Raw genomic sequence first — 19,347 nt, 5'->3', positions numbered from 1 at the left:
TAACGAGAAAAATTTCCTTTATCCTTCTGCTGAAATCTGCTCATTTCTTCTATCATACTTTACCCAAATTATGATATTTTACAGCTATAAAATAAGAAAAACGGTTGCTGAGGACGCAACCGTTTCCGATATTCATTATTTTTGCTTTTCTACAAATGATTCATATCGCTGGATAAATGCAGATATATGCGCACGAGTTAAAATATCGTTAGGCTTGAATTCTTTGATTGATGGTTGTGTAGTAAGCCCATTCTTGATAAAAAATTGAATCGCTGTGTCTTCACTTACTGCTTTCCCATAGTAGTAAGAAACCATCAACTGTGCCAGTTTCCCGCGTTTGATGCCTTGCTCCGCTAGGGCTCTTGAGGCTTTCGTTTTTTCGCTTGCCACTACAGGCATATTATACTTTTTCGCCAAGTTGTATACATTACTATTACCCCAAGATGATGTGCTCTTTACATTAGCTAATGCATCTTTTTCAGCATAACGGAAGAAGATTGTCAGGAAGTGCGCTTCTGTTAATTGTTTGTTCGGTAGTAAATGTGTTTCTAACTTATTTGTTTTTGCGTTTCGAATTGTGCTGTCACCTTGAATGTAACCTCTATCGATTGCCCAGATCATGTCATCTTTCCACCAAGCTGTAGTACTGAAATCAGCATACTGTTTGATATAAGACGAGTAGTCCGGTTTAGGCTCAACAGGAGTTACAGGTGTCGATGTCGATTCTACATAATCTAAATAACTTGATGCTACATACCCTTCTGACCCGTCACTTCTTTTCACCGGATACCAGACAAAATGGTTTTTCTTCGTTGCTACCTCATCGTAAACAAATGGACCAGTAATGGTAACCACTTCGCCTTTAGTTAAAGTACCTTTTTTAGAATCATCTCCCGTTGTAGGTCTAGATCTAAATGCAGGATTTGCTGTAGCACTTACTTTTTGACTTTTTTCAAAAGAATACTTTGATTTTGTTAAAGGTAAATCAAAGTTATAGTTCATCTCTAAAAACTTAATATTATCTCTACTGTTAGAGTCATATTGGAAAGTATCGCTTGTAAAAGGCAGCTCTTGTAAGTCGATTAATTCATACTTCTCAACAAACCCAAGAATCTTTTCCTGATATGCTTTTACATTTCTTTCACCAGTTGATTGCTCAATCGGGCTATTTACTGGCTTCGTACCATTATAAGCCATGATCGCGAAGTACCAAGATTCCAGGTCGTCTCTGTCACCACCATTGATTTTAGGTAAATCCGATCGATCAAACATTTTATCAAGAATTTTCACACCCGATTCAATATTATAAACAAGGTCGCTTTTCAATCTTTCTTCATTGTAGCCTACCTGGTTTGTAATTTGCATTAAGCCAATTCCATTATCAGCAGTTACAATTGTTTTGCCGTTGTTATCGAAATGACGCCAATTTCCACTTTCACCTTCCGCTATTGCCTTAACAATTTCAGGCGGGACATTATAATTCAGTGCTGTTTCAGTTAATAAGCAGTTCGTAGTGGCGTAATCCGGGTTTACATTTGATGCCGTATCATAGTCACATGCAGTTGCTATATCTTTCGCGAATACGTTGTTATCATTATTAATAGATAGAGTGATCGCACCAATGGCAATTGCGCCTAACAATGGTTTGAATATTTTTTTCATATGTACTTATTACACTTCCTTTTATATTTTCTAAAATTAAAAGATTCAGATATATGTTAACATATACCAAACTTTTCAGATAGGGGTAACATTCCGGTTACTATAATCCCTGAACAGCTATTTGCCTCTTTGCCTCCTCCCTTAGTCTTTTAATAGCTATCCCACCTACAGACGGTAAAACTGTAAAATAGTTTCAAAAAAATATAAAAAACCCTCTAATTTAAAATTAGAGGGTTAAATCGTGAGTAAAAGCCGATTAAGCCTTTGCTTTCACATCTAAAATATCATTCTCTTCCAGGAACTTCGTGTTGAATTTCGCTGATTTGAATACGTCGTTGTTCATTAAAGCTTGGTGGAATGGAATTGTAGTGTTAATTCCAGGTCCAGCTACTTCAAATTCCGATAACGCGCGGTTCATTTTCGCGATTGCTTCTTCACGAGTGTCAGCATGAACGATCAATTTTGCGACCATTGAATCGTAGTATGGTGGGATCGTATAACCTGCATAAACTGCAGAATCGATACGCACACCATATCCGCCTGGTACTACATACGTATCTACAGTACCTGCTGAAGGCATGAAGTTTTTGTATGCATTTTCGGCGTTAATACGGCATTCAATTGCCCAGCCGTTAATTTTGATGTCTTCTTGCTTGAACGGCAGTTCTTGACCAGAAGCGATTTTTAATTGTTGTTGTACTAAGTCAACACCTGTGATCATTTCTGTTACAGGGTGCTCAACTTGAATACGTGTGTTCATTTCCATGAAGTAGAAACGATCTTCCTGGTAATCGTAGATGAACTCGATAGTACCAGCACCTTCATAGTTACAAGCTAATGCTGCTTTAACAGCCGCTTCGCCCATTTCTGCACGGCGCTCTTCAGATAGTGCCGGAGATGGCGCTTCTTCTACAAGCTTTTGCATACGGCGTTGAACCGTACAGTCACGTTCGCCAAGGTGTACAACATTACCGTGGCTGTCCGCTAATACTTGGATCTCGCAGTGACGGAAATACTCGATGAATTTCTCTAAATATACACCAGGGTTGCCGAATGCAGCCGCTGCTTCTTTTTGAGTAATTTCGATTCCTTTTACAAGATCTTCTTCTGTGCGTGCAACACGGATCCCTTTACCGCCACCACCAGCAGTTGCTTTAATGATGACTGGGTAACCGATTTTTGCAGCCCATTCTTTACCTGTTTCGATACTTGGCACAATGCCTGTACCAGGAACTAACGGAACGTTTGCCGCTTCCATTGTGTCACGTGCAACGTCTTTAATCCCCATGATTTTAATCGCATCCGAAGAAGGACCGATAAATTTAATACCCGCGTTTTCACAAGCTTCAGCAAATGCTGCGTTTTCCGCCAAGAAACCATAACCTGGGTGGATTCCGTCAGCACCTGTTTTTTGTGCTACCCCTAAAACTGCTGGGAAACTTAAATACGAATCTTTCGATAACTTTGGTCCGATACAATATGCTTCATCCGCAAGCTTTACATGCAATGCATCCGCATCTGCTTCAGAATATACTGCGACCGTTTGAATACCTAGCTCTTTACATGCACGAATAATACGTACTGCAATTTCGCCTCGGTTTGCGATTAATACTTTTTTCATTGGTATATACGCTCCTTATTCAGCTTTTACTAAAAATAATGGTTGACCATATTCTACTAATTGGCCATCTTGAACTAAGATTTCTACGATTTCACCTTTAATTTCAGCTTCGATTTCGTTGAATAATTTCATTGCTTCTACGATACATACGATTGACTCGTCGCCTACTTTGTCGCCTACTTTTACATATGCTGGTGATTCCGGGTTTGGAGACTGATAGAATGTTCCAACCATTGGAGACGTGATTTTATGTAAATCAGCCGTGTTTTCTACTGGTGTTGCTGGTGCTTCTGCTTTAGGAGCTGGTGCTGGTGCCGCTTCCACTTGTACTGGAGCAGGTGCTGCAACTGCTGCTGCAACCGGTGCTGCTTCTTGTACTTTTTTAGGAGCCGCTACTTCTGTAACACCGTTGTTTTTCTTTAGTTTAACCTTTGCGCCGTCCGCTTCATATACAAACTCGTCGATTGATGAAGCATCTACTAATTTAATAATTTCTCGGATTTCTTGAACTTTGAACATCTTTAACTCTCCCTTTAAAAAAAGTAATAACAATACAAACCCTATTTTATAATTTTTCGGACTATTTTGAAACAAATAATTTTAAATAGCTCAAAAATAGGCATAAAGCAGAACAATCGTATATTAAGACAAAGAAAAATATTTGCAACTGCTATATAACACATTTACTGCTTTACTATAATATGACGTCCTTTTAATTAAAAGGTTCGAATTCTACGCTAACATTTACATAATCCTTAAATTCAGAGCGCACAACGTATAAAATTTCATCTGCCAATTTCTCGGATACTTCATCTGACATAACTCGTACAGCAACTTTATCTCCTTCAATACGGACAAGGGCATCTGAATAGCCGATTGATTTAATAAGCATTTCCAGCATCGCTTCCGATGATTCTAATTTGATCAGTTCATCCATTTCATTGAATGCCTCATTCTTTTCTTCTGCTGTAAATTCATCAGCAGCAATCTTTTGTGTCAGCTGTTCTTTTTGTTGGCTGCGTTTGTTTGCTAACTCTAAACGTACTTCTTGGAATAAGTTGCTTTCTGAGTTCACTGGTTGTGTCAAGTTTTGATTAACCCCTAAAATATCTGTTTCATCAATCGTTTCATCAGAGAAGATCGTTAAAATATTCGGCGTATTGTCTTCAAAAATATAGAATACAGAAATTACCGCAGCTAAACTTACTACTGTTAAGAACCATACTGTTCGCTTTTTCACTTTCACTTGTTTTCCCCCTTAATTTGCATTGGCACTACTTGAATACGATGCGACGGAATTTGCAGAACATGCCCGACTGTTTCCTTTAGCATGGTTTTCACGTCGGTGCTATTCGCTCCTTGTGCCACGATGATGACACCGGATAGCTTTTTCTGTTGTGAGACAGACAAAAATTGCTGTTCACTTTGTTGATCATAGTGAAAATAAACCTGAACTTGTCCGACTGACTGAATTTCACTTAATAATTTTGCAAGCTGTTCCTCATTCGACTTATAACTTTCTCCTTTCTCCGATGGTGATAGAAACATGAATAAAAAGATAATGAATACTACGGCAATGACAATTAATAAGATAGGACGATTCGCTTGTTTCTTTTCCACATTATTAAGCGTATACGCCCCCTTCTCTACTAGATTTCAACATAATGTATGAACGAAACAAACCGGTTATGCAAAGAATGAAAGAATTGTGCTTGCGACGAATAAATACAGTGCGAGCTTTACATATACTTGCCATTGCCGCTCATCGGCAAAGATGAGAAGACTGCTGCCCAGTAAAATAAAAAGAAATAATTGGATCACGTTTTTCCCCCCATGGACATCTGCATAAAGAAAATAAATAACAGTACGATAAACATAATTGCGAAGCCAAGCAAAAATGCAACTGCACATAATACAAACATCGTCTTTCCAACATCATCAAACAGACCGCTCATACGCATATTTGTAAACGGTTCAATAATGGCACCAATAATTTTAAACAGCAGTGCATGCAGCAAAAGCACCGTCGCCGGATAAAAAGCCGCACCCCAAATAATTGTTAAAAAGGACAGTCCGACAAAGGTTGATACGGTTGACTGGGTTTTTTGGAAAAAAGACAGTCCTTCAACAATCAAGCTGCCGATTAGCGGAATATTTTGCTCGATTAATTTTTTGATAGGAGATTTTAATGCATCATTCAGCTGAATAAAGGCGATACCGGAAAGCGTCAAAATTGAAGTCAATGCTACGACCGACGCAATCATGACGCTTAATATGGAGGAACGTATTAAATCTGCAGCTTTTGAAAAGGAAATGGCCGGATATATTTTTGTGCATACATCAAATACTAGTGCGAGGACAAGAGCAGGTATTGTTACTTTTGTACTGACAAATAAAATAACTTGGACAAATAGGATGATAATCGGGTTCCACGCAATCGCCGTAAACACGGTTTGAATCGTCAACAGCATAAATGACATAATCGGCAAAATAGCCATAAAGAAATTTTGAAGTATGGCAATGAGCTCATACAACACAACAAAGGCATCAACGACATTTTGCGCAAATACTACGATAAACAAAATAATAAATAACTGTTCAATCAACACGGTTTCATTCGGTACTAAAGCAAGTAGCAGTAAATACATCAAAATATAAATCGCTACAAGCAGCAAGGAAAACAATAAAGATTGAATAGGTTCTGTAAAAATCGAATAAATTGTCTGCATTACTGTAGCCTTTCTAATAATTGGATTAATAGCTGAAATTTCGGTTGTAGCAGATTGATCCAATATAACACTGCGGTCATGCGAATGGACAACGTAACTAATGTCGCAAAAGCTTCATATTCAAATTGATCTAATAGCTGACAGATTAATTCATTCAGCAAAAAGAGTAATGCCGTGAAAAGCAGTCCCTTACTGTATGGAACATTATTGAAAATAACTGCGAGTCGCTGCCAAAGCGGGATGAGTTGCTCTCGGACAACAAATTGGAAAAAAATAAAGAAAGCGATGACGACAATGATTGAATGCAGCTTGTCCATCGTCTGTTTCAAAATTAAAAACAGAACTAAATAAATGACACTTGCAAATAGCGCAATCATTTAGCTAGACTGCCGTCAACCATTGAAAAAATACGACAATTTCTTGAAAGAACAAGCGCAAAAATCGAATTAATTCCATCGTCATATATAGGTACGCAATGAAAAACAAGAAAAACGAAAACTCTTTTTTTCCTAAATGCTCGAAGAATAAATGAAGAAGTGCAATAATCAACCCAATCCCTGCAACACGAAGCACATCTTGTAATTCCAATAAAGCCCTCCTTCCTTAACGAAACTATATGCAATATCCAAACAAATAAGCACAAAAAAACACTAACGAGAAAGTTTTTATCCTTTGTCGTCAGTGCAAAATTTTTTACGGTAAGAGAGTTTCGATAATCTCTTTAACGGATGCTTCTTTAGCCAAATAACTATTTTCTCCCATCCAAAGAGACATATATTCACGGTTGTTTTGGCGGGCACTTTCTTTTCGGATCGGCTGTGTCAAATAATGCTGGATCGGATATGGAGCAGTAGTCGCTTCTTTTAATTGCTCGGTAAATTTATTTCTCAAACCGCGCGCATATTTGCCGGTAAATGCTTTTGTCAATGTCGTCGCTTGTTCTCCGGAATTTAAAATTGCCTCTTTATGTAGTTTTGGAGCCTCACATTCTGCAGCTGTCAATAACGCGGTACCGATTTGCACATATGATGCCCCTAACGCAAGCATGTCAGTAACTTGTGGCTTAGTCATAATTCCGCCTGCTGCAATGACAGGGATTGAAACATTTTCTTTTGCGGCTTTCAGCAGATCAGCCGTTGAATGAAGTGCCATTGGTTCTATAAATGACCCCCGGTGTCCGCCGGCTTCTTTTCCTTGGACAACGACTGCATCCAGTCCAGCCTGTTCGACTGCAATCGCTTCTTCCACTGAAGTTGCTGTGCCGATCAAGTATACGCCCTTTTGTTTAAGTGTTGATACAGTTCCGCCATCGGGTAAACCAAATGTAAAGGAGACGATCATTACATCTTCTTCAAGAATTGCCTGTACTTGGTCTTGAAAAACGTCGGTTGTTGGAATAGCTGCCGGAATATCGATGTTCAACTCCTCATAGATGGGCTGTAATGCCTCTCGTGCATATTGTAGTAATTCGGGATCTGTTTTCGGCTGTTCCGGTACAAACAGATTCACACTAAAAGGTTTTGCAGTTAATGCTTTTACTCCCTGTATAAATTGCTTCGTTTCTGCGCCGTTCAAATACCCTGCGCCAATTGAACCTAATACACCTGCCTCACAGCATGCCGCTACAAATTCAGGGGTTGTAATGCCTGCCATTGGTGCCTGTACAATCGGTTTATCAATCGGTAATTTTTCCATCAAAAACAATCCACTCCTTTCTTTGATTATACCTACCCTTCCATTAGCAAGCTATAATTTGGGATATTTTTCATTGCTTTTCTAAAGCAGCACAACAAAAAAGACAGAAATATTGTATTCCTACAATACCCCTGCCTTTTTTTCTCTTTTGTTTTAGTGCAATTATGCGCGTGAAACGTAAGTACCTTCAGTTGTGTTGATGATTAATTTGTCGCCTTGGTTAACGAAGAATGGTACGTTTACCATTAATCCAGTTTCCATTTTAGCTGGTTTTGAACCGCCTGAAGCTGTATCGCCTTTAATACCAGGCTCAGTTTCAGCAACTTCTAAAGTTACTGTATTTGGTAATTCAAGACCTAACATTTCACCTGAATATGTTTGGATATGAACTTCCATGTTCTCTAATAAGTAGTAAAGTTCGTCTTCGATTTGAGCAGCAGCTAATGTTGTTTGGTCATATGACTCTAAGTCCATGAATACGTGCTCATCACCCTGTGCATATAAATATTGCATTTTGCGGTTTTCGATCATTGCTTTTTCTACTTTTTCACCAGCACGGAAAGTTTTTTCTGTTACGTTGCCATTACGTAGGTTACGTAATTTAGAACGTACGAATGCAGCACCTTTACCTGGTTTTACGTGTTGGAATTCTAGTACGCGGAATAAGTTACCGTCAACGATAATTGTTAAACCTGTACGGAAATCGTTTACTGAGATCATGAATTATTTCCTCCAAATTATAAAATGATTAATTCTTTAGTCGAATGTGTTAGTACTTCATTACCCGTATTTGTGATTAAAATATCGTCCTCAATTCGAACGCCACCAATTCCAGGAATGTATACTCCCGGTTCAATTGTTACAACCATATTAGGCTCCAGCACTGTATTGGAACGGAATGATAACCCAGGTCCTTCATGCACTTCAAGGCCGATACCGTGACCAGTCGAGTGACCGAACGCTTCACCTAAGCCTTTTGATTTTAAATAATCTCGTGCTACAGCGTCCGCTTCGATCCCTGTCATACCCGGACCAACTTTTTCAAGCGCAAGAAGCTGAGACTCGAGCACAGCATTGTACATTTCTACCAACTTATCTGATGGTTGGCCAACAGCGATTGTACGTGTAATGTCCGAAATGTATCCATTATAGTAAGCACCAAAATCAAGTGTTACAAAATCGCCTGTTTCAATAATTTTGTTTGTCGCAACACCGTGCGGCAATGCAGAACGTAATCCGCTTGCAACAATAATATCAAACGAAGAACTTGTAGCACCTTGTTTACGCATGAAAAATTCTAATTCATTCGATACGTCAAGCTCTGTAATGCCAGGCTTGATGAAATTTAAAATATGTGTAAATGCATTGTCTGCAATTTCACATGCAACCTTAATAATATTAATCTCTTCTTCAGTCTTAATCAAGCGAATTTTTTCAATTAAACCTGAAACTGGCACGAAATCAACATTCACTGCCGAATTGTATACTTCATATGTACCATACTGCATGGCATCTTTTTCGAATGCCAATGATTTTACACCCATTGCCGTCACTTGTTTTGCCACTTCTTCATGGATCGGTCCGCTATGCTGAACTACACGGAATTCCTTTACTTGCTCTGATGCTTGTTCTGTATAGCGGAAATCTGTGATAAATACAGCATCTTGCTGTGAAACGACTGCTACACCAGACGTACCAGTGAAGCCTGTCATATAACGGCGGTTGTATTCATTCGTAATGAGTATTGCTTCGACATTGTTCTCGATTAGTGCTTGACGTAGTTTAGTAAGTTTCATCTGTTTTCATTCCCCTTTTGTTTGTTGTAAAAACTTGCAGCTGGCAATTAAATTGCCGGATCTGCAAATTTGTCCTGCCTTCATTCACAGAAACTTTGGCGTCACGCGATGCAATACTCCTATGTCTTTAAGCCCCTGAAAATACACTTTAAAAGGGACCTGAATACAAGCAGCTTCATTGTGAACGCTTCTTTTTTATACTGTCCCTATTTTATCACAGACTTTTCAGACATCAATACTTTCGACTAACGAAATAATGTGATTGTACGGTATCTGGCCGTTTCTACGATTAATCGCATCGAAGTCACAACTACAATGAAAAATGGAATCGAGAATTTTTTGAATGATGACCATTCAATAGGTAGATTTAAGATTTGCCACTCCAGTATTGCTGCAATGACAATTCCTAAAATAAGTGAAAGTAAAAAAGGCGGTACCATAACGAGCAGCTGTGTTACAACCAACAATATAAAAGCAACAATGGCTATAATTAAAAATAAAATGACCCAACGCTCGAAAGCCGTCCATTCGAACCATTCCAATTTTTTTAAAAATGAAACCGGATGCCATTTAATAAAATCAAATAAGTGCAAGCCTTTTAAGCTTACTGTCACAATAAATGATGTAAATAATGCCGTGACAAACAAATGCATGACAAAAACTCCTTTTTTTGACTCAGTATGACCGAATGTAAAAAAACTATTCGAATGGATAGTGCTTTTCTCCAAAATTTAGTACAATATGAGGGTATAACAAAGAAAAGAGATGGATAGATTCCATTCTCCCGACTAAAAATAGATTGAAATTTTATAAGAGAGTGGTGTCGAGCAAGTGAGTAATAATGCGCCAGTATATGGTGGGCAAGCGCTTTTAGAAGGTGTTATGTTCACTGGTCAAGATCATATGGTAACGGCAATCCGTCGGAATGACGATTCCATCGATTATTTCCATGTAAAAAAAGAGAAAAAGCCTATTTTTCAAAAGCTGAAGAAAATTCCGTTCGTACGCGGGGTTGTCGCATTAATCGAATCGGCAGGATTTGGGTCGCGCCATTTGCAATTTGCTTCTGACCGCTATGATGTTACACCAGGCGAAGAAGAGGAAAACAGTGGTGAAGAGCCATCGAAGTTAATGATGATTTTAGGAGTAGCCGTTATTGGTGTGCTCTCATTTTTATTCGGTAAATTTGTCTTCACATTAGTGCCGATGTTTTTGGCAGAATTTTTAAAACCTTGGTTCCCAGGCAAAATGGTTCAAATTTTTATCGAAACCGGCTTTAAATTAGTTTTGCTTCTTGCCTATTTGCAAATCATTTCGATGACGCCGTTGATTAAACGTGTTTTCCAGTACCATGGTGCCGAGCATAAAGTAATTAACTGCTATGAAGCAGGTCTTGACTTAACGGTCGAAAACGTTCAAAAACAATCACGACTTCATTATCGTTGCGGTTCAAGCTTTATTTTATTTACCGTAATTGTAGGTATGTTTACATATTTCTTCGTACCTGTTGATCCGCTTTGGGTTCGTCTTGTAAGCCGTATTTTACTAATCCCGGTTGTCATCGGTATTTCTTTTGAAGTATTACAGGCGACAAATGCCGTTCGTGAAATTCCGGTTTTACGTTACTTGGGCTATCCTGGATTATGGCTGCAACTGTTAACAACAAAAGAGCCGAAAGACGAAATGGTGGAAGTAGCAATCGCATCTTTCAACAAGCTGCATGAAGTCGAGAAAAATCCGTCCGTTGCCCAAACATTAGTACATGATTAATTGAAAACTCGGGGAGTTATGTAAAAGGAAATTCACTTTTGCGATAACTCCCCTTTTTTAATGGCTTTAATATATTTAGAGTCTCGAAATATTTTCATTGAGTTCCAATAGATGAAATGGCATAATAGAGTTAAAATTCAGTGAATTCATTATAAGGAGTTAACAAATGAAAACGATTTTTCAATTTATGAGGCGCTATAAATGGCCAGCAGCAATCGCCTTTTTTCTCATGCTATTGGAACTTGCGAGCGATCTGATCCAGCCGCTGTTCATGGCGAGAATGATTAATGAAGGCCTTCTTGAAGAAAATTTACATAATGTCGCATTTTGGGGTGGCTGTTTATTTGTTTTAGCCCTATTCTCTTTCATAAGCGGAGTACTCAACTCCTTCTTCTCTGCGCATGTCGCCCATAGTTTCGGTTTTGATTTACGCAAAGCCTTGTACAGTAAAATACAATCACTGACGATGGCGACCTACCTGACATTCCCTACTTCCGGGCTTATTACGCGCCTGACAAGCGATGTTACACAAACGATGAACATCGTCTTTATGATGCTGAGGATTGCGATGAAAGCACCTCTAATGACTGTTGGTTCGCTTATAATGGCATTTGTCATCAATGCGAAACTTGCGCTCATTTTATGTGTCAGTTTTCCGTTTCTGCTTATCTTCCTTGTATGGATGGTATCAGTCGGAATCAAGCTGTTCGCACAAGTACAGCAACGTCTTGATTTTGTGAACCGCCAGCTTCAGGAAGGATTGCAGGCTGTCCGATTGATTAAAGCATATATGCGTGGTCAGTATGAAGAAAGCCGCTTTTTATCCGTTGCAGAAAATTTGAAGTTCGATACGATCAAAGCGACTCGTGTTATGGAAATTGCATTGCCTGTTCTTCAGTTTGTTATGAATATTAGTTTGCTTATTGTCATTTGGGTTGGTGCAGATGCGATCCGTGACAATGATATTCTTGCCGGTGACTTGGCCGCTATTATTAACTATGCATTCCGTATGACAGCATCATTTTCTATTTTTTCATTTATCATTATTGCTTATGCCCGCGCCAAAGCGTCTGCTGAGCGTATCGAAGAGATTTTAAATGTCGAGGAAGGTGTCGAAGAAGTACAGAAAGATAAAGCTCCAGTCCTTGAAAATTTCTCGATTCGTTTTGACAATGTCTCATTCCATTATCCAACAACGGAGCAGTATACGCTTCAAAACTTGTCATTTTCTATTGAAAGCGGTGAAAAAATAGCCATAATGGGGGCAACCGGCTCTGGAAAATCGACTATTTTACAATTGGTTGAGCATTTTTACGAACCGAATAGTGGTGACATTTTTATTAATGATCAAAATATAAAGGATATCCCGCTGCAGCAGTTACGCCGCTCAATTTCCTATGTCCCGCAGCAATCCCTTCTGTTTTCAGGTACAATTGTGGACAATTTACGCTGGGGGCAAAATGATGCGACAATTGAGCAAATTATTGACGCGACGAAAAAAGCGCAAATTCATCACTCAATCGAAAGCTTTGATGAACAGTATGAGACGATGATTGGACAGCGTGGTATTAACTTATCCGGTGGTCAAAAACAGCGTCTAGCGATTGCCCGTGCCCTGTTAAAACCGGCATCATTATTGATATTAGATGACAGTACTTCAGCGCTCGATGTCGCGACAGAGCAGAAATTATGGGAGGCACTCGATCAGGAGGCTATCACAATGCTCGTTGTAACCCAAAAAATCCAGACAGCACAAACGGCCGATCGTATACTGCTTATTGAAGAAGGCCGGCTACATGGGTTTGGCACACATGAACAATTAATGGCAACGAACGGTCTTTACGCGAAAATTGTAGCTTCACAGCAGGAGGTGCTTGCCTAATGAAGTTTTTTAACTATGAACCGATCATTACAAAAGAACAAATCAAAAATGCAAGCGGCAAGAAGAAAAAAGGTGAACGTGCCCAAAACTGGACGTATACATTGAAGCGTATTTTCGATTTTGTAGCCGAACAGAAAATGCTCCTGTTTATCGTTCTGCTGCTTGTCGTGTTAAGTTCAGCGTTCGCGTTGATCGGACCATTCATCATCGGACGACTGATCGACCAGTTTATTGATGGCAGTTCACTTAGCCAGCTTTCCTATTGGCTATACGGGCTAGCGGTCGTATATTTACTTTATAGTTTGGCGAGCTATTTCCAAAACTATTGGATGGTCGGCATCGCCCAGCAAACTGTATTTCGAATTCGTACACAGCTATATGGTCACTTTTTCAAGCTCCCTCTTCGCTTTTTCGATAAACGAAAACACGGGGAATTAATGAGCCGTGCGACGAACGATATTGAAACAATCAGCTCGACATTAAACAGTGCCTTTATCCAGGTTGTATCAAGTATTTTGACATTAACAGGTACGGTTGCCGTTATGCTTTGGCTCAGTCCCTTATTGACACTGATCACAATGCTGATCGTACCTCTTATGTTCTACGGGATGCGCTGGATTACTAAACGCACAAGTCTGCTATTTAAACAGCAGCAGGCAGCAATCGGGGAAATGAACGGATTAATCGAAGAATCCATTACCGGTCAGCATGTCGTTAAAGCCTTTTCACAGGAAACGGAAATGCTGCGTCAATTTGACGAGAAAAATACACGCATCCGCACAGTTGGTTTTTGGGCATTAACGTATTCCGGGTTCATTCCGAAAGTGATGAACACATTAAACAGTTTAAGCTTTGCGATCGTGGCATTAGCCGGTGGTTTATTTGCCTATTACGGTCATATCTCAATCGGTACTATTATTATTTTCACGGAATATGCCCGACAGTTTACCCGTCCTTTAAATGATTTGGCCAACCAGTTCAACACCGTCCTTTCAGCATTGGCCGGAGCGGAACGTGTTTTCTTGATCATGGATGAAAATGAGGATGAAATTGAAGGGGAAAATGTGGAACTGCTCGGGAATGTGCGTTTCCAAAATGTTTCGTTCCAGTATGATGCACAAGCTTCCTCCCCTACCCTCTCAAATGTATCCTTTGAGGTGAAATCGGGGCAGTCGGTTGCACTGATCGGTCAAACTGGTGCCGGGAAAACAACGATTATGCAGCTGTTGACCGGACTTTATGAGAAAACGGACGGGAAGATTGTATTTGACGATATGGAAATAGAAGAAATTTCAAAAGCGAGTTTGCGCAGTCAAATGGCATTCGTCCTACAGGATCCGTTCCTCTTTGAAATGTCGATTAAAGAAAATATCCGCTACGGAAAGCTTGATGCAACAGATGAGGAAATTTATGAGGCTGCGAAAAAAGCGAATGCCCATACCTTTATCGATAAGCTGCCGGAAAAATACGATACGATTTTAAGTGCGGACGGCAGCCAGATCTCTCAAGGACAAAAACAGCTGTTATCGATTGCCCGTGCGTTTGTGGCAGATCCGAAAATTTTATTATTGGATGAAGCGACAAGCAGTATCGACACTGTGACGGAGCTGCATATTCAGGAAGCACTCGAGAAGCTGATGGAGGACCGTACGAGCTTCATCATCGCCCACCGCCTGAACACAATTCGCAAAGTCGACTATGTCATCGTCTTAAATCAAGGAAAAATCATCGAACAAGGAAAACGCCAACAACTAATTGAAAACCAAGGCGTGTTCGGTCAAATGCTTAACGTGTAATATTAAATAAAGTGAGAAAATAATAAATCGCCCATTTTGCCTTATTCAGCAAAATGAGCGATTTTATTTTGTATATTACTAGCTAAACCGTTTCGATATCCGTTTGTTCCTCAGGCTTCGGCGCTGGATTTTTTAACTGACGGAAGTTTTTATAGTATTTGACGAGCAAGAAAATAATTACAGCCGTCAATATGAAAAAGAACGCCACATTTATTAACAATCCTTGTCGGGCAGCTTCTGTTGTCGGTAAATCCATTTCTGTCGTTTGATTTGTATAAACAAACTGGATATATGCCAGGAAATTATTAAAACTATGTAATAACATTGGTATCACGATATTTTTAGTTTTAAGGTAAGTATAGCCAAGCACACAGCCTAATGCAAAAGCAAATACAATATTGATCGGGTTGAGGTGGATAATGCCAAATATAATAGAAGAAATAATAATACTCTTTTGCGGGCTCCATCTCAATGTGAATCGACGAAGCAAGATCCCTCTGAATAACATTTCCTCATAAATCGGTGCGAGAACGCAAATATTAATAAAAAACAGGACGTATACGAGTAGCGATGGACGCACTTCTTCCAAATCCATCATCGGAAAGAATGAAAACAGTTCCCGTATATGCTCTTCAAAAACAAGATATACAATCGTTAACAAAATCGCTGTAAACACAACAGTGATCAGTTGGAAGCATGCTGTAATCGATAAATACTTTGCCCAGCGCCCTTTTGTCATTGTAGTATGAATCGGCTGTTCATTGTATGTGAAATTCCATTTTTTTGTTTGATACATCAAATACATTAAACAGCTGACCGAAACAAAAAATGTAATCCACTCTTCACTGGCTGGGATATCGGTTACAAATAACAAGATAAAACTTGCTATGAATATACCAATCGCAAACAGTATAAAATAGCGCAGCTTGAAGTTTTTCAATTCAATATAATCCATTATTTTACACCTCCTGTAAATAGAGTAACATGAAATGGAAGTTTTATCCCAAGCATCGCTACCCCTTTTCGATCATTTTTCAACGAATAACATTTCTCCATTGCCAATACCGCCTCTTTTACAATACGATGGATACAAAACAGATAGAAGTAGGTGTTTGCATGTCTAAAATTTTAATTGTGGAAGATGAACAGCAGATTGCACGTGTATTACAGCTGGAACTGGGATTTGAAGGCTACGAAACAACTATCGCCCCTACCGGCACGGACGGCTTGCTGAAATTTCATGAAGACGAATATGATTTAATATTGCTTGATGTGATGCTTCCGGAGCTGAACGGTTTGGAAGTGCTAAAACGAATTCGCAAACATAACGAAACCGTTCCGGTCCTTTTATTGACTGCTAAAAGTAATATAGAAGATAAAGTGACAGGGCTTGATTACGGGGCAAATGACTATATAACAAAACCTTTTGAATTCGATGAACTGCTTGCACGAATTCGTGTGGCGTTGCGATTTTCACACAAATCTGCTCCTGAAGCAATAACTTCGACTGTCCACACATTTCAGGATTTATCATTAAATGAGCAAACACGTGAAGTCACAAGACAAGCACAGCAAATCGATTTGACTCCCCGTGAGTTTGACTTGCTGCTGCATTTTATGAAGCACGCGAAACTTGTGCAGTCCCGTGAGCAGCTGCTGAATGCGGTTTGGGGATTTGACTATTACGGGGATACAAATGTAGTTGACGTATATGTACGATATTTGCGTCAAAAACTAGAGGTAAATCTGAATTTACCGTCACTGCTACATACTGTTCGCGGTGTCGGCTATGTATTAAAGGAAGCGACAAATGAAACTTAATACGAAAGTGAATCTGTTTTCCATGTTATTGACTTCGGTTATATTAATCGGCAGTTTTACTGGTATTTATTATTTGTATAAAGAATTTGCCTTTTCAACAGAGGCTGAACAATTACAGGCACGGGCAAATGAATTAACGACTGCCATTAGCGCACTGGACACAACAGATGGAATCGATTCGATTTTCGGAGCATATCTTCCGACTGACGGAGCGATCATCGTTCATGACAGCGCAGGTAATACAATTAAAAGGCTTCAAAAAACATCCGAACAAATTGATTATGAACTTGATCCGTCCCAGCATTACACGGAAAAAACAATACGTGATATCCCTCATATCGCGCTTGCTACGCCTATTATTTTGCCGAATGATGAAATTGCCGAGGCAAAGCTGATCCAGCCATTGCCGACAATTACCGAAAATATGAACCGGCTGCTAATAATCTTAGTGCTGATGACACTTGTTGCACTCATTCCGATTTATTTGGCGAGTCAGCTATTTGTTCGACTGATTGTAAAACCCGTTCAGCAACTGACGACTACGATGGAAAAGAATATTCAGCAGTCCAGCTATGAGCAAATCCCGGTCCGCAAGCAATCAAACGATGAAATTGCACAAATGGCCACGACGTACAATCATTTAATGGCACAGTTGGAAGATGCCCATGACAAACAGCAGCAATTTGTCGGCAACGCTTCACATGAACTGAAAACACCATTAACCGTCATCGAAAGCTATACGAAGCTGTTAAAACGCCGCGGCACACAAGACGCGAAAATTACGGCAGAAGCATTGGAAGCAATTTTAAAAGAGACATCCAACATGAAGGCAATGATTGAACAAATGCTCGCACTGGCAAAGACGAATGAAATGACGAAGATCAATATGACGACATTTGCATTGCAGCCTTTTATCGAGCAGATTGTGCAAAGTATAAAAACCGCCTATCATCGTGAGATTCTCGTTAACATTCCTGACGTTGAAATTACAACAGATGAAGCAAAATTAAAACAGCTGCTCTTTATCTTTATCGATAATGCACGAAAATACAGTGATGATGTCATTAAAATCCACGCCTCTGTGAAAAATGATTTGCACATTTCCATTCAGGATTTTGGTGTTGGTATACCTAAAGAGGATCTTCCGAATTTGTTCCACCGCTTTTACCGGGTTGATAAAGACCGAAACCGGAAAACCGGCGGCACCGGCATTGGCCTATCGATTGCAAAGGAACTCGCAAATCGTTTAAATGCCGAGGTTTCCATCGACAGCGAACTAGGAAAAGGAACGACCATTTTACTCATTGTTCCACTTTCAGGAGGTGCACAGCATGAAAGCTAAATGGATTATACTATGCATCGCTGTCATCCTAATCGGATTTTTCATTACACTGACAGTCAAGCAATTATCAACACCGCATGAACTGAACACGAATGAACTGGAATTGAAAATTAAAGATATTTATAATGCGGAAGTCCAAACATTGGTCAAAGAAAAAGATCATTTTGTCGCTTCTTTCAATAAAGACGGTTCGATTTTTGAAGTGAATGTAAATGCCGTAACAGGGCAATTTACCGAGTTGAAGCTTATTCATAAAAATGAAAATAAACAATCCGAGGTACAAACGAATTCGGAAACATCAAAAGAGGAACAAGCCACAGCAAATAAGCCAGCTGAAAATGCTACAAAGCCGTTACTTTCAAAAGAGCAAGCTGTAGACATTGCTTTAAAGGAAGTACCTGGTGAAGTCGATTCTGTTGAGTTTATAAAAAATGCGGAAGGTGGCATTTATTTTGTGGAGATTGAACAAGAAGATGATGTTACTGTTCAAGTACATGCCATTACCGGTGAAATTATCGTGATAAAATATGATGATTAATTTTCTCATCAATTTCTAATAATTCTCTCAGACCGTTTTCATATTCGCTCGTTATACTGACATTACAAACAAGAAAAGGAGCGAGTGAATATGAATAAAAAGTTTTTAGCAATCCCTGCATTACTAGTAGCAATCGGTGGAGGTGCTGTATTCGCACAATCTGATTTATTTGCGCAAGCCGAAAACAACCCAAGTATTTCAGCTGGTGAGGCAAAGAAAATCGCGTTAAAACAATTGGACGGAGAAATTATCGGTTTTGAATATGATAGCGATGACCGCACACCACATTATGAAATCGACATCGTGAAAAACAATGAAAAAATCGAAGTTGAAGTGAATGCTGGCACAGGTAAAGCGGTAGTAACGGAACGTGAAAAAATTAGTACAGTGAAAGCAGTAAAAACAGACGATACAGTAAAAGCAACAGATTCAGTGAACAATTCTGCTATCATTACTGAAAAGCAGGCAATTGAAATTGCTCAAGCAAAAGCAAAAGGAACAGTAACAGACATTGAATTGGATGAAGATGATAACCGTCTTATCTATGAAATCGAAATCCGTAACGGTAAAATGGAATACGATTTTGAAATCGATGCAAAAACTGGAGATATTATTAAGTACGAAGAAGATCTAGACGATGACCGTTTTAATGACTAATGGAATAACAAGCAATAATTAAATGGAGCGCAGATTTA

21 protein-coding genes are annotated in these 19,347 nt (G+C 39.3%); 7 read left to right on the top strand and 14 right to left on the bottom strand.

The genetic code is table 11. The features are described 5' to 3' along the window. Positions 1 to 135: 135 nt before the first annotated feature. The 13 genes from ACQKN3_RS02525 to ACQKN3_RS02465 form a co-directional block, all read right to left on the bottom strand. Positions 136 to 1,662, bottom strand: coding sequence for an SH3 domain-containing protein (locus ACQKN3_RS02525; RefSeq protein WP_427709127.1), 1,527 nt, complete (start codon positions 1,660 to 1,662; stop codon positions 136 to 138). A 256-nt stretch (positions 1,663 to 1,918) separates the two neighbouring features. Next, positions 1,919 to 3,283: an acetyl-CoA carboxylase biotin carboxylase subunit gene (accC, locus tag ACQKN3_RS02520; RefSeq protein ID WP_251687032.1), complete on the bottom strand. Its 1,365-nt coding sequence runs from the start codon at positions 3,281 to 3,283 to the stop codon at positions 1,919 to 1,921. Positions 3,284 to 3,298: 15 nt separating this feature from the next. Next, positions 3,299 to 3,802 carry an acetyl-CoA carboxylase biotin carboxyl carrier protein gene (gene accB / locus ACQKN3_RS02515; RefSeq protein WP_251687030.1) on the bottom strand — a complete coding sequence of 168 codons (504 nt, stop codon included), beginning with the start codon at positions 3,800 to 3,802 and terminating at the stop codon, positions 3,299 to 3,301. A 193-nt stretch (positions 3,803 to 3,995) separates the two neighbouring features. Next, positions 3,996 to 4,529, bottom strand: coding sequence for a SpoIIIAH-like family protein (locus ACQKN3_RS02510; RefSeq protein WP_251687028.1), 534 nt, complete (start codon positions 4,527 to 4,529; stop codon positions 3,996 to 3,998). After that, on the bottom strand, positions 4,526 to 4,903 hold the full coding sequence (locus ACQKN3_RS02505; RefSeq protein WP_251687026.1) for a hypothetical protein: 378 nt from the start codon (positions 4,901 to 4,903) through the stop codon (positions 4,526 to 4,528). The genes ACQKN3_RS02510 and ACQKN3_RS02505 overlap by 4 nt, the downstream gene beginning before the upstream one ends. A gap of 66 nt (positions 4,904 to 4,969) precedes the next feature. Continuing rightward, a complete protein-coding gene (locus ACQKN3_RS02500; protein ID WP_285848697.1) occupies positions 4,970 to 5,104 on the bottom strand; it encodes a hypothetical protein in 135 nt (44 codons plus the stop codon). Next, positions 5,101 to 6,012, bottom strand: coding sequence for a stage III sporulation protein AE (locus tag ACQKN3_RS02495; RefSeq protein ID WP_251687024.1), 912 nt, complete (start codon positions 6,010 to 6,012; stop codon positions 5,101 to 5,103). Before ACQKN3_RS02495 ends, ACQKN3_RS02500 begins: the two co-directional genes overlap by 4 nt. Beyond that, entirely contained in the window at positions 6,012 to 6,389 is a 378-nt protein-coding gene (locus ACQKN3_RS02490) for a pyruvate formate-lyase (protein WP_251687022.1), read from the bottom strand. The genes ACQKN3_RS02495 and ACQKN3_RS02490 overlap by 1 nt, the downstream gene beginning before the upstream one ends. Before the next feature lie 4 nt (positions 6,390 to 6,393). Next, positions 6,394 to 6,600 (bottom strand): stage III sporulation protein AC, encoded by a 207-nt coding sequence (locus ACQKN3_RS02485; RefSeq protein WP_251687019.1) that lies wholly within the window; start codon positions 6,598 to 6,600, stop codon positions 6,394 to 6,396. Positions 6,601 to 6,705: 105 nt separating this feature from the next. Beyond that, positions 6,706 to 7,710, bottom strand: coding sequence for an NAD(P)H-dependent flavin oxidoreductase (locus ACQKN3_RS02480; protein WP_427709123.1), 1,005 nt, complete (start codon positions 7,708 to 7,710; stop codon positions 6,706 to 6,708). 159 nt (positions 7,711 to 7,869) lie between these two features. Next, positions 7,870 to 8,427, bottom strand: a complete 558-nt coding sequence (gene efp, locus ACQKN3_RS02475; RefSeq protein ID WP_008404273.1) for an elongation factor P — start codon at positions 8,425 to 8,427, stop codon at positions 7,870 to 7,872. A gap of 17 nt (positions 8,428 to 8,444) precedes the next feature. Beyond that, positions 8,445 to 9,503, bottom strand: a complete 1,059-nt coding sequence (locus tag ACQKN3_RS02470; RefSeq protein WP_427709120.1) for a M24 family metallopeptidase — start codon at positions 9,501 to 9,503, stop codon at positions 8,445 to 8,447. A 245-nt stretch (positions 9,504 to 9,748) separates the two neighbouring features. Further along, complete coding sequence (locus ACQKN3_RS02465) at positions 9,749 to 10,156, bottom strand: DNA helicase (RefSeq protein ID WP_427709118.1); 408 nt, start codon at positions 10,154 to 10,156, stop codon at positions 9,749 to 9,751. Positions 10,157 to 10,385: 229 nt separating this feature from the next. Here ACQKN3_RS02465 and ACQKN3_RS02460 point away from each other — a divergent pair, with 229 nt between their 5' ends. The 3 genes from ACQKN3_RS02460 (at position 10,386) to ACQKN3_RS02450 (ending at position 14,951) form a co-directional block, all read left to right on the top strand. Continuing rightward, entirely contained in the window at positions 10,386 to 11,273 is an 888-nt protein-coding gene (locus tag ACQKN3_RS02460) for a DUF1385 domain-containing protein (protein WP_427711568.1), read from the top strand. 166 nt (positions 11,274 to 11,439) lie between these two features. After that, positions 11,440 to 13,155, top strand: coding sequence for an ABC transporter ATP-binding protein (locus ACQKN3_RS02455; protein WP_427709116.1), 1,716 nt, complete (start codon positions 11,440 to 11,442; stop codon positions 13,153 to 13,155). Beyond that, a complete protein-coding gene (locus ACQKN3_RS02450) occupies positions 13,155 to 14,951 on the top strand; it encodes an ABC transporter ATP-binding protein (RefSeq protein WP_427709114.1) in 1,797 nt (598 codons plus the stop codon). Before ACQKN3_RS02455 ends, ACQKN3_RS02450 begins: the two co-directional genes overlap by 1 nt. 82 nt (positions 14,952 to 15,033) lie before the next feature. Here the strand turns inward: ACQKN3_RS02450 and ACQKN3_RS02445 are convergent, their stop codons facing one another. After that, positions 15,034 to 15,906: a CPBP family glutamic-type intramembrane protease gene (locus ACQKN3_RS02445; protein WP_427709112.1), complete on the bottom strand. Its 873-nt coding sequence runs from the start codon at positions 15,904 to 15,906 to the stop codon at positions 15,034 to 15,036. Positions 15,907 to 16,067: 161 nt separating this feature from the next. On the opposite strand from ACQKN3_RS02445, the gene ACQKN3_RS02440 reads away from it, so the two are divergent. From ACQKN3_RS02440 to ACQKN3_RS02425, 4 genes are all read left to right on the top strand, one after another. Next, positions 16,068 to 16,772 (top strand): response regulator transcription factor, encoded by a 705-nt coding sequence (locus ACQKN3_RS02440; RefSeq protein ID WP_427709110.1) that lies wholly within the window; start codon positions 16,068 to 16,070, stop codon positions 16,770 to 16,772. Beyond that, complete coding sequence (locus ACQKN3_RS02435) at positions 16,762 to 18,114, top strand: sensor histidine kinase (protein ID WP_427709108.1); 1,353 nt, start codon at positions 16,762 to 16,764, stop codon at positions 18,112 to 18,114. The genes ACQKN3_RS02440 and ACQKN3_RS02435 overlap by 11 nt, the downstream gene beginning before the upstream one ends. Beyond that, positions 18,104 to 18,652 carry a PepSY domain-containing protein gene (locus ACQKN3_RS02430; protein WP_427709106.1) on the top strand — a complete coding sequence of 183 codons (549 nt, stop codon included), beginning with the start codon at positions 18,104 to 18,106 and terminating at the stop codon, positions 18,650 to 18,652. The genes ACQKN3_RS02435 and ACQKN3_RS02430 overlap by 11 nt, the downstream gene beginning before the upstream one ends. Positions 18,653 to 18,742: 90 nt before the next feature. Beyond that, the gene (locus tag ACQKN3_RS02425) at positions 18,743 to 19,309 is read left to right on the top strand and encodes a PepSY domain-containing protein (protein ID WP_251686995.1); all 567 of its coding nucleotides are present in this window, start codon (positions 18,743 to 18,745) and stop codon (positions 19,307 to 19,309) included. The last annotated feature ends 38 nt before the right edge of the window (positions 19,310 to 19,347 follow it).

The organism is Solibacillus sp. NPDC093137 (assembly GCF_050280445.1).
Classification (GTDB): Bacteria; Bacillota; Bacilli; order Bacillales_A; family Planococcaceae; genus Solibacillus; species Solibacillus isronensis_B.
The sequence above is the reverse complement of the archived record's forward strand: the minus strand, read 5'-3'. Positions and strand labels throughout refer to the sequence as shown.

Coding starts and splice junctions, on each gene's coding strand:
- ACQKN3_RS02495 (WP_251687024.1), bottom strand. CDS start 6,012: ATGCAGACAATTTATTCGATTTTTACAGAACCTATTCAATCTTTATTG.
- ACQKN3_RS02525 (WP_427709127.1), bottom strand. CDS start 1,662: ATGAAAAAAATATTCAAACCATTGTTAGGCGCAATTGCCATTGGTGCG.
- ACQKN3_RS02435 (WP_427709108.1), top strand. CDS start 16,762: ATGAAACTTAATACGAAAGTGAATCTGTTTTCCATGTTATTGACTTCG.
- efp (WP_008404273.1), bottom strand. CDS start 8,427: ATGATCTCAGTAAACGATTTCCGTACAGGTTTAACAATTATCGTTGAC.
- ACQKN3_RS02455 (WP_427709116.1), top strand. CDS start 11,440: ATGAAAACGATTTTTCAATTTATGAGGCGCTATAAATGGCCAGCAGCA.
- ACQKN3_RS02445 (WP_427709112.1), bottom strand. CDS start 15,906: ATGGATTATATTGAATTGAAAAACTTCAAGCTGCGCTATTTTATACTG.
- ACQKN3_RS02425 (WP_251686995.1), top strand. CDS start 18,743: ATGAATAAAAAGTTTTTAGCAATCCCTGCATTACTAGTAGCAATCGGT.
- accB (WP_251687030.1), bottom strand. CDS start 3,802: ATGTTCAAAGTTCAAGAAATCCGAGAAATTATTAAATTAGTAGATGCT.
- ACQKN3_RS02430 (WP_427709106.1), top strand. CDS start 18,104: ATGAAAGCTAAATGGATTATACTATGCATCGCTGTCATCCTAATCGGA.
- accC (WP_251687032.1), bottom strand. CDS start 3,283: ATGAAAAAAGTATTAATCGCAAACCGAGGCGAAATTGCAGTACGTATT.
- ACQKN3_RS02465 (WP_427709118.1), bottom strand. CDS start 10,156: ATGCATTTGTTTGTCACGGCATTATTTACATCATTTATTGTGACAGTA.
- ACQKN3_RS02470 (WP_427709120.1), bottom strand. CDS start 9,503: ATGAAACTTACTAAACTACGTCAAGCACTAATCGAGAACAATGTCGAA.
- ACQKN3_RS02450 (WP_427709114.1), top strand. CDS start 13,155: ATGAAGTTTTTTAACTATGAACCGATCATTACAAAAGAACAAATCAAA.
- ACQKN3_RS02490 (WP_251687022.1), bottom strand. CDS start 6,389: ATGATTGCGCTATTTGCAAGTGTCATTTATTTAGTTCTGTTTTTAATT.
- ACQKN3_RS02460 (WP_427711568.1), top strand. CDS start 10,386: ATGTTCACTGGTCAAGATCATATGGTAACGGCAATCCGTCGGAATGAC.
- ACQKN3_RS02440 (WP_427709110.1), top strand. CDS start 16,068: ATGTCTAAAATTTTAATTGTGGAAGATGAACAGCAGATTGCACGTGTA.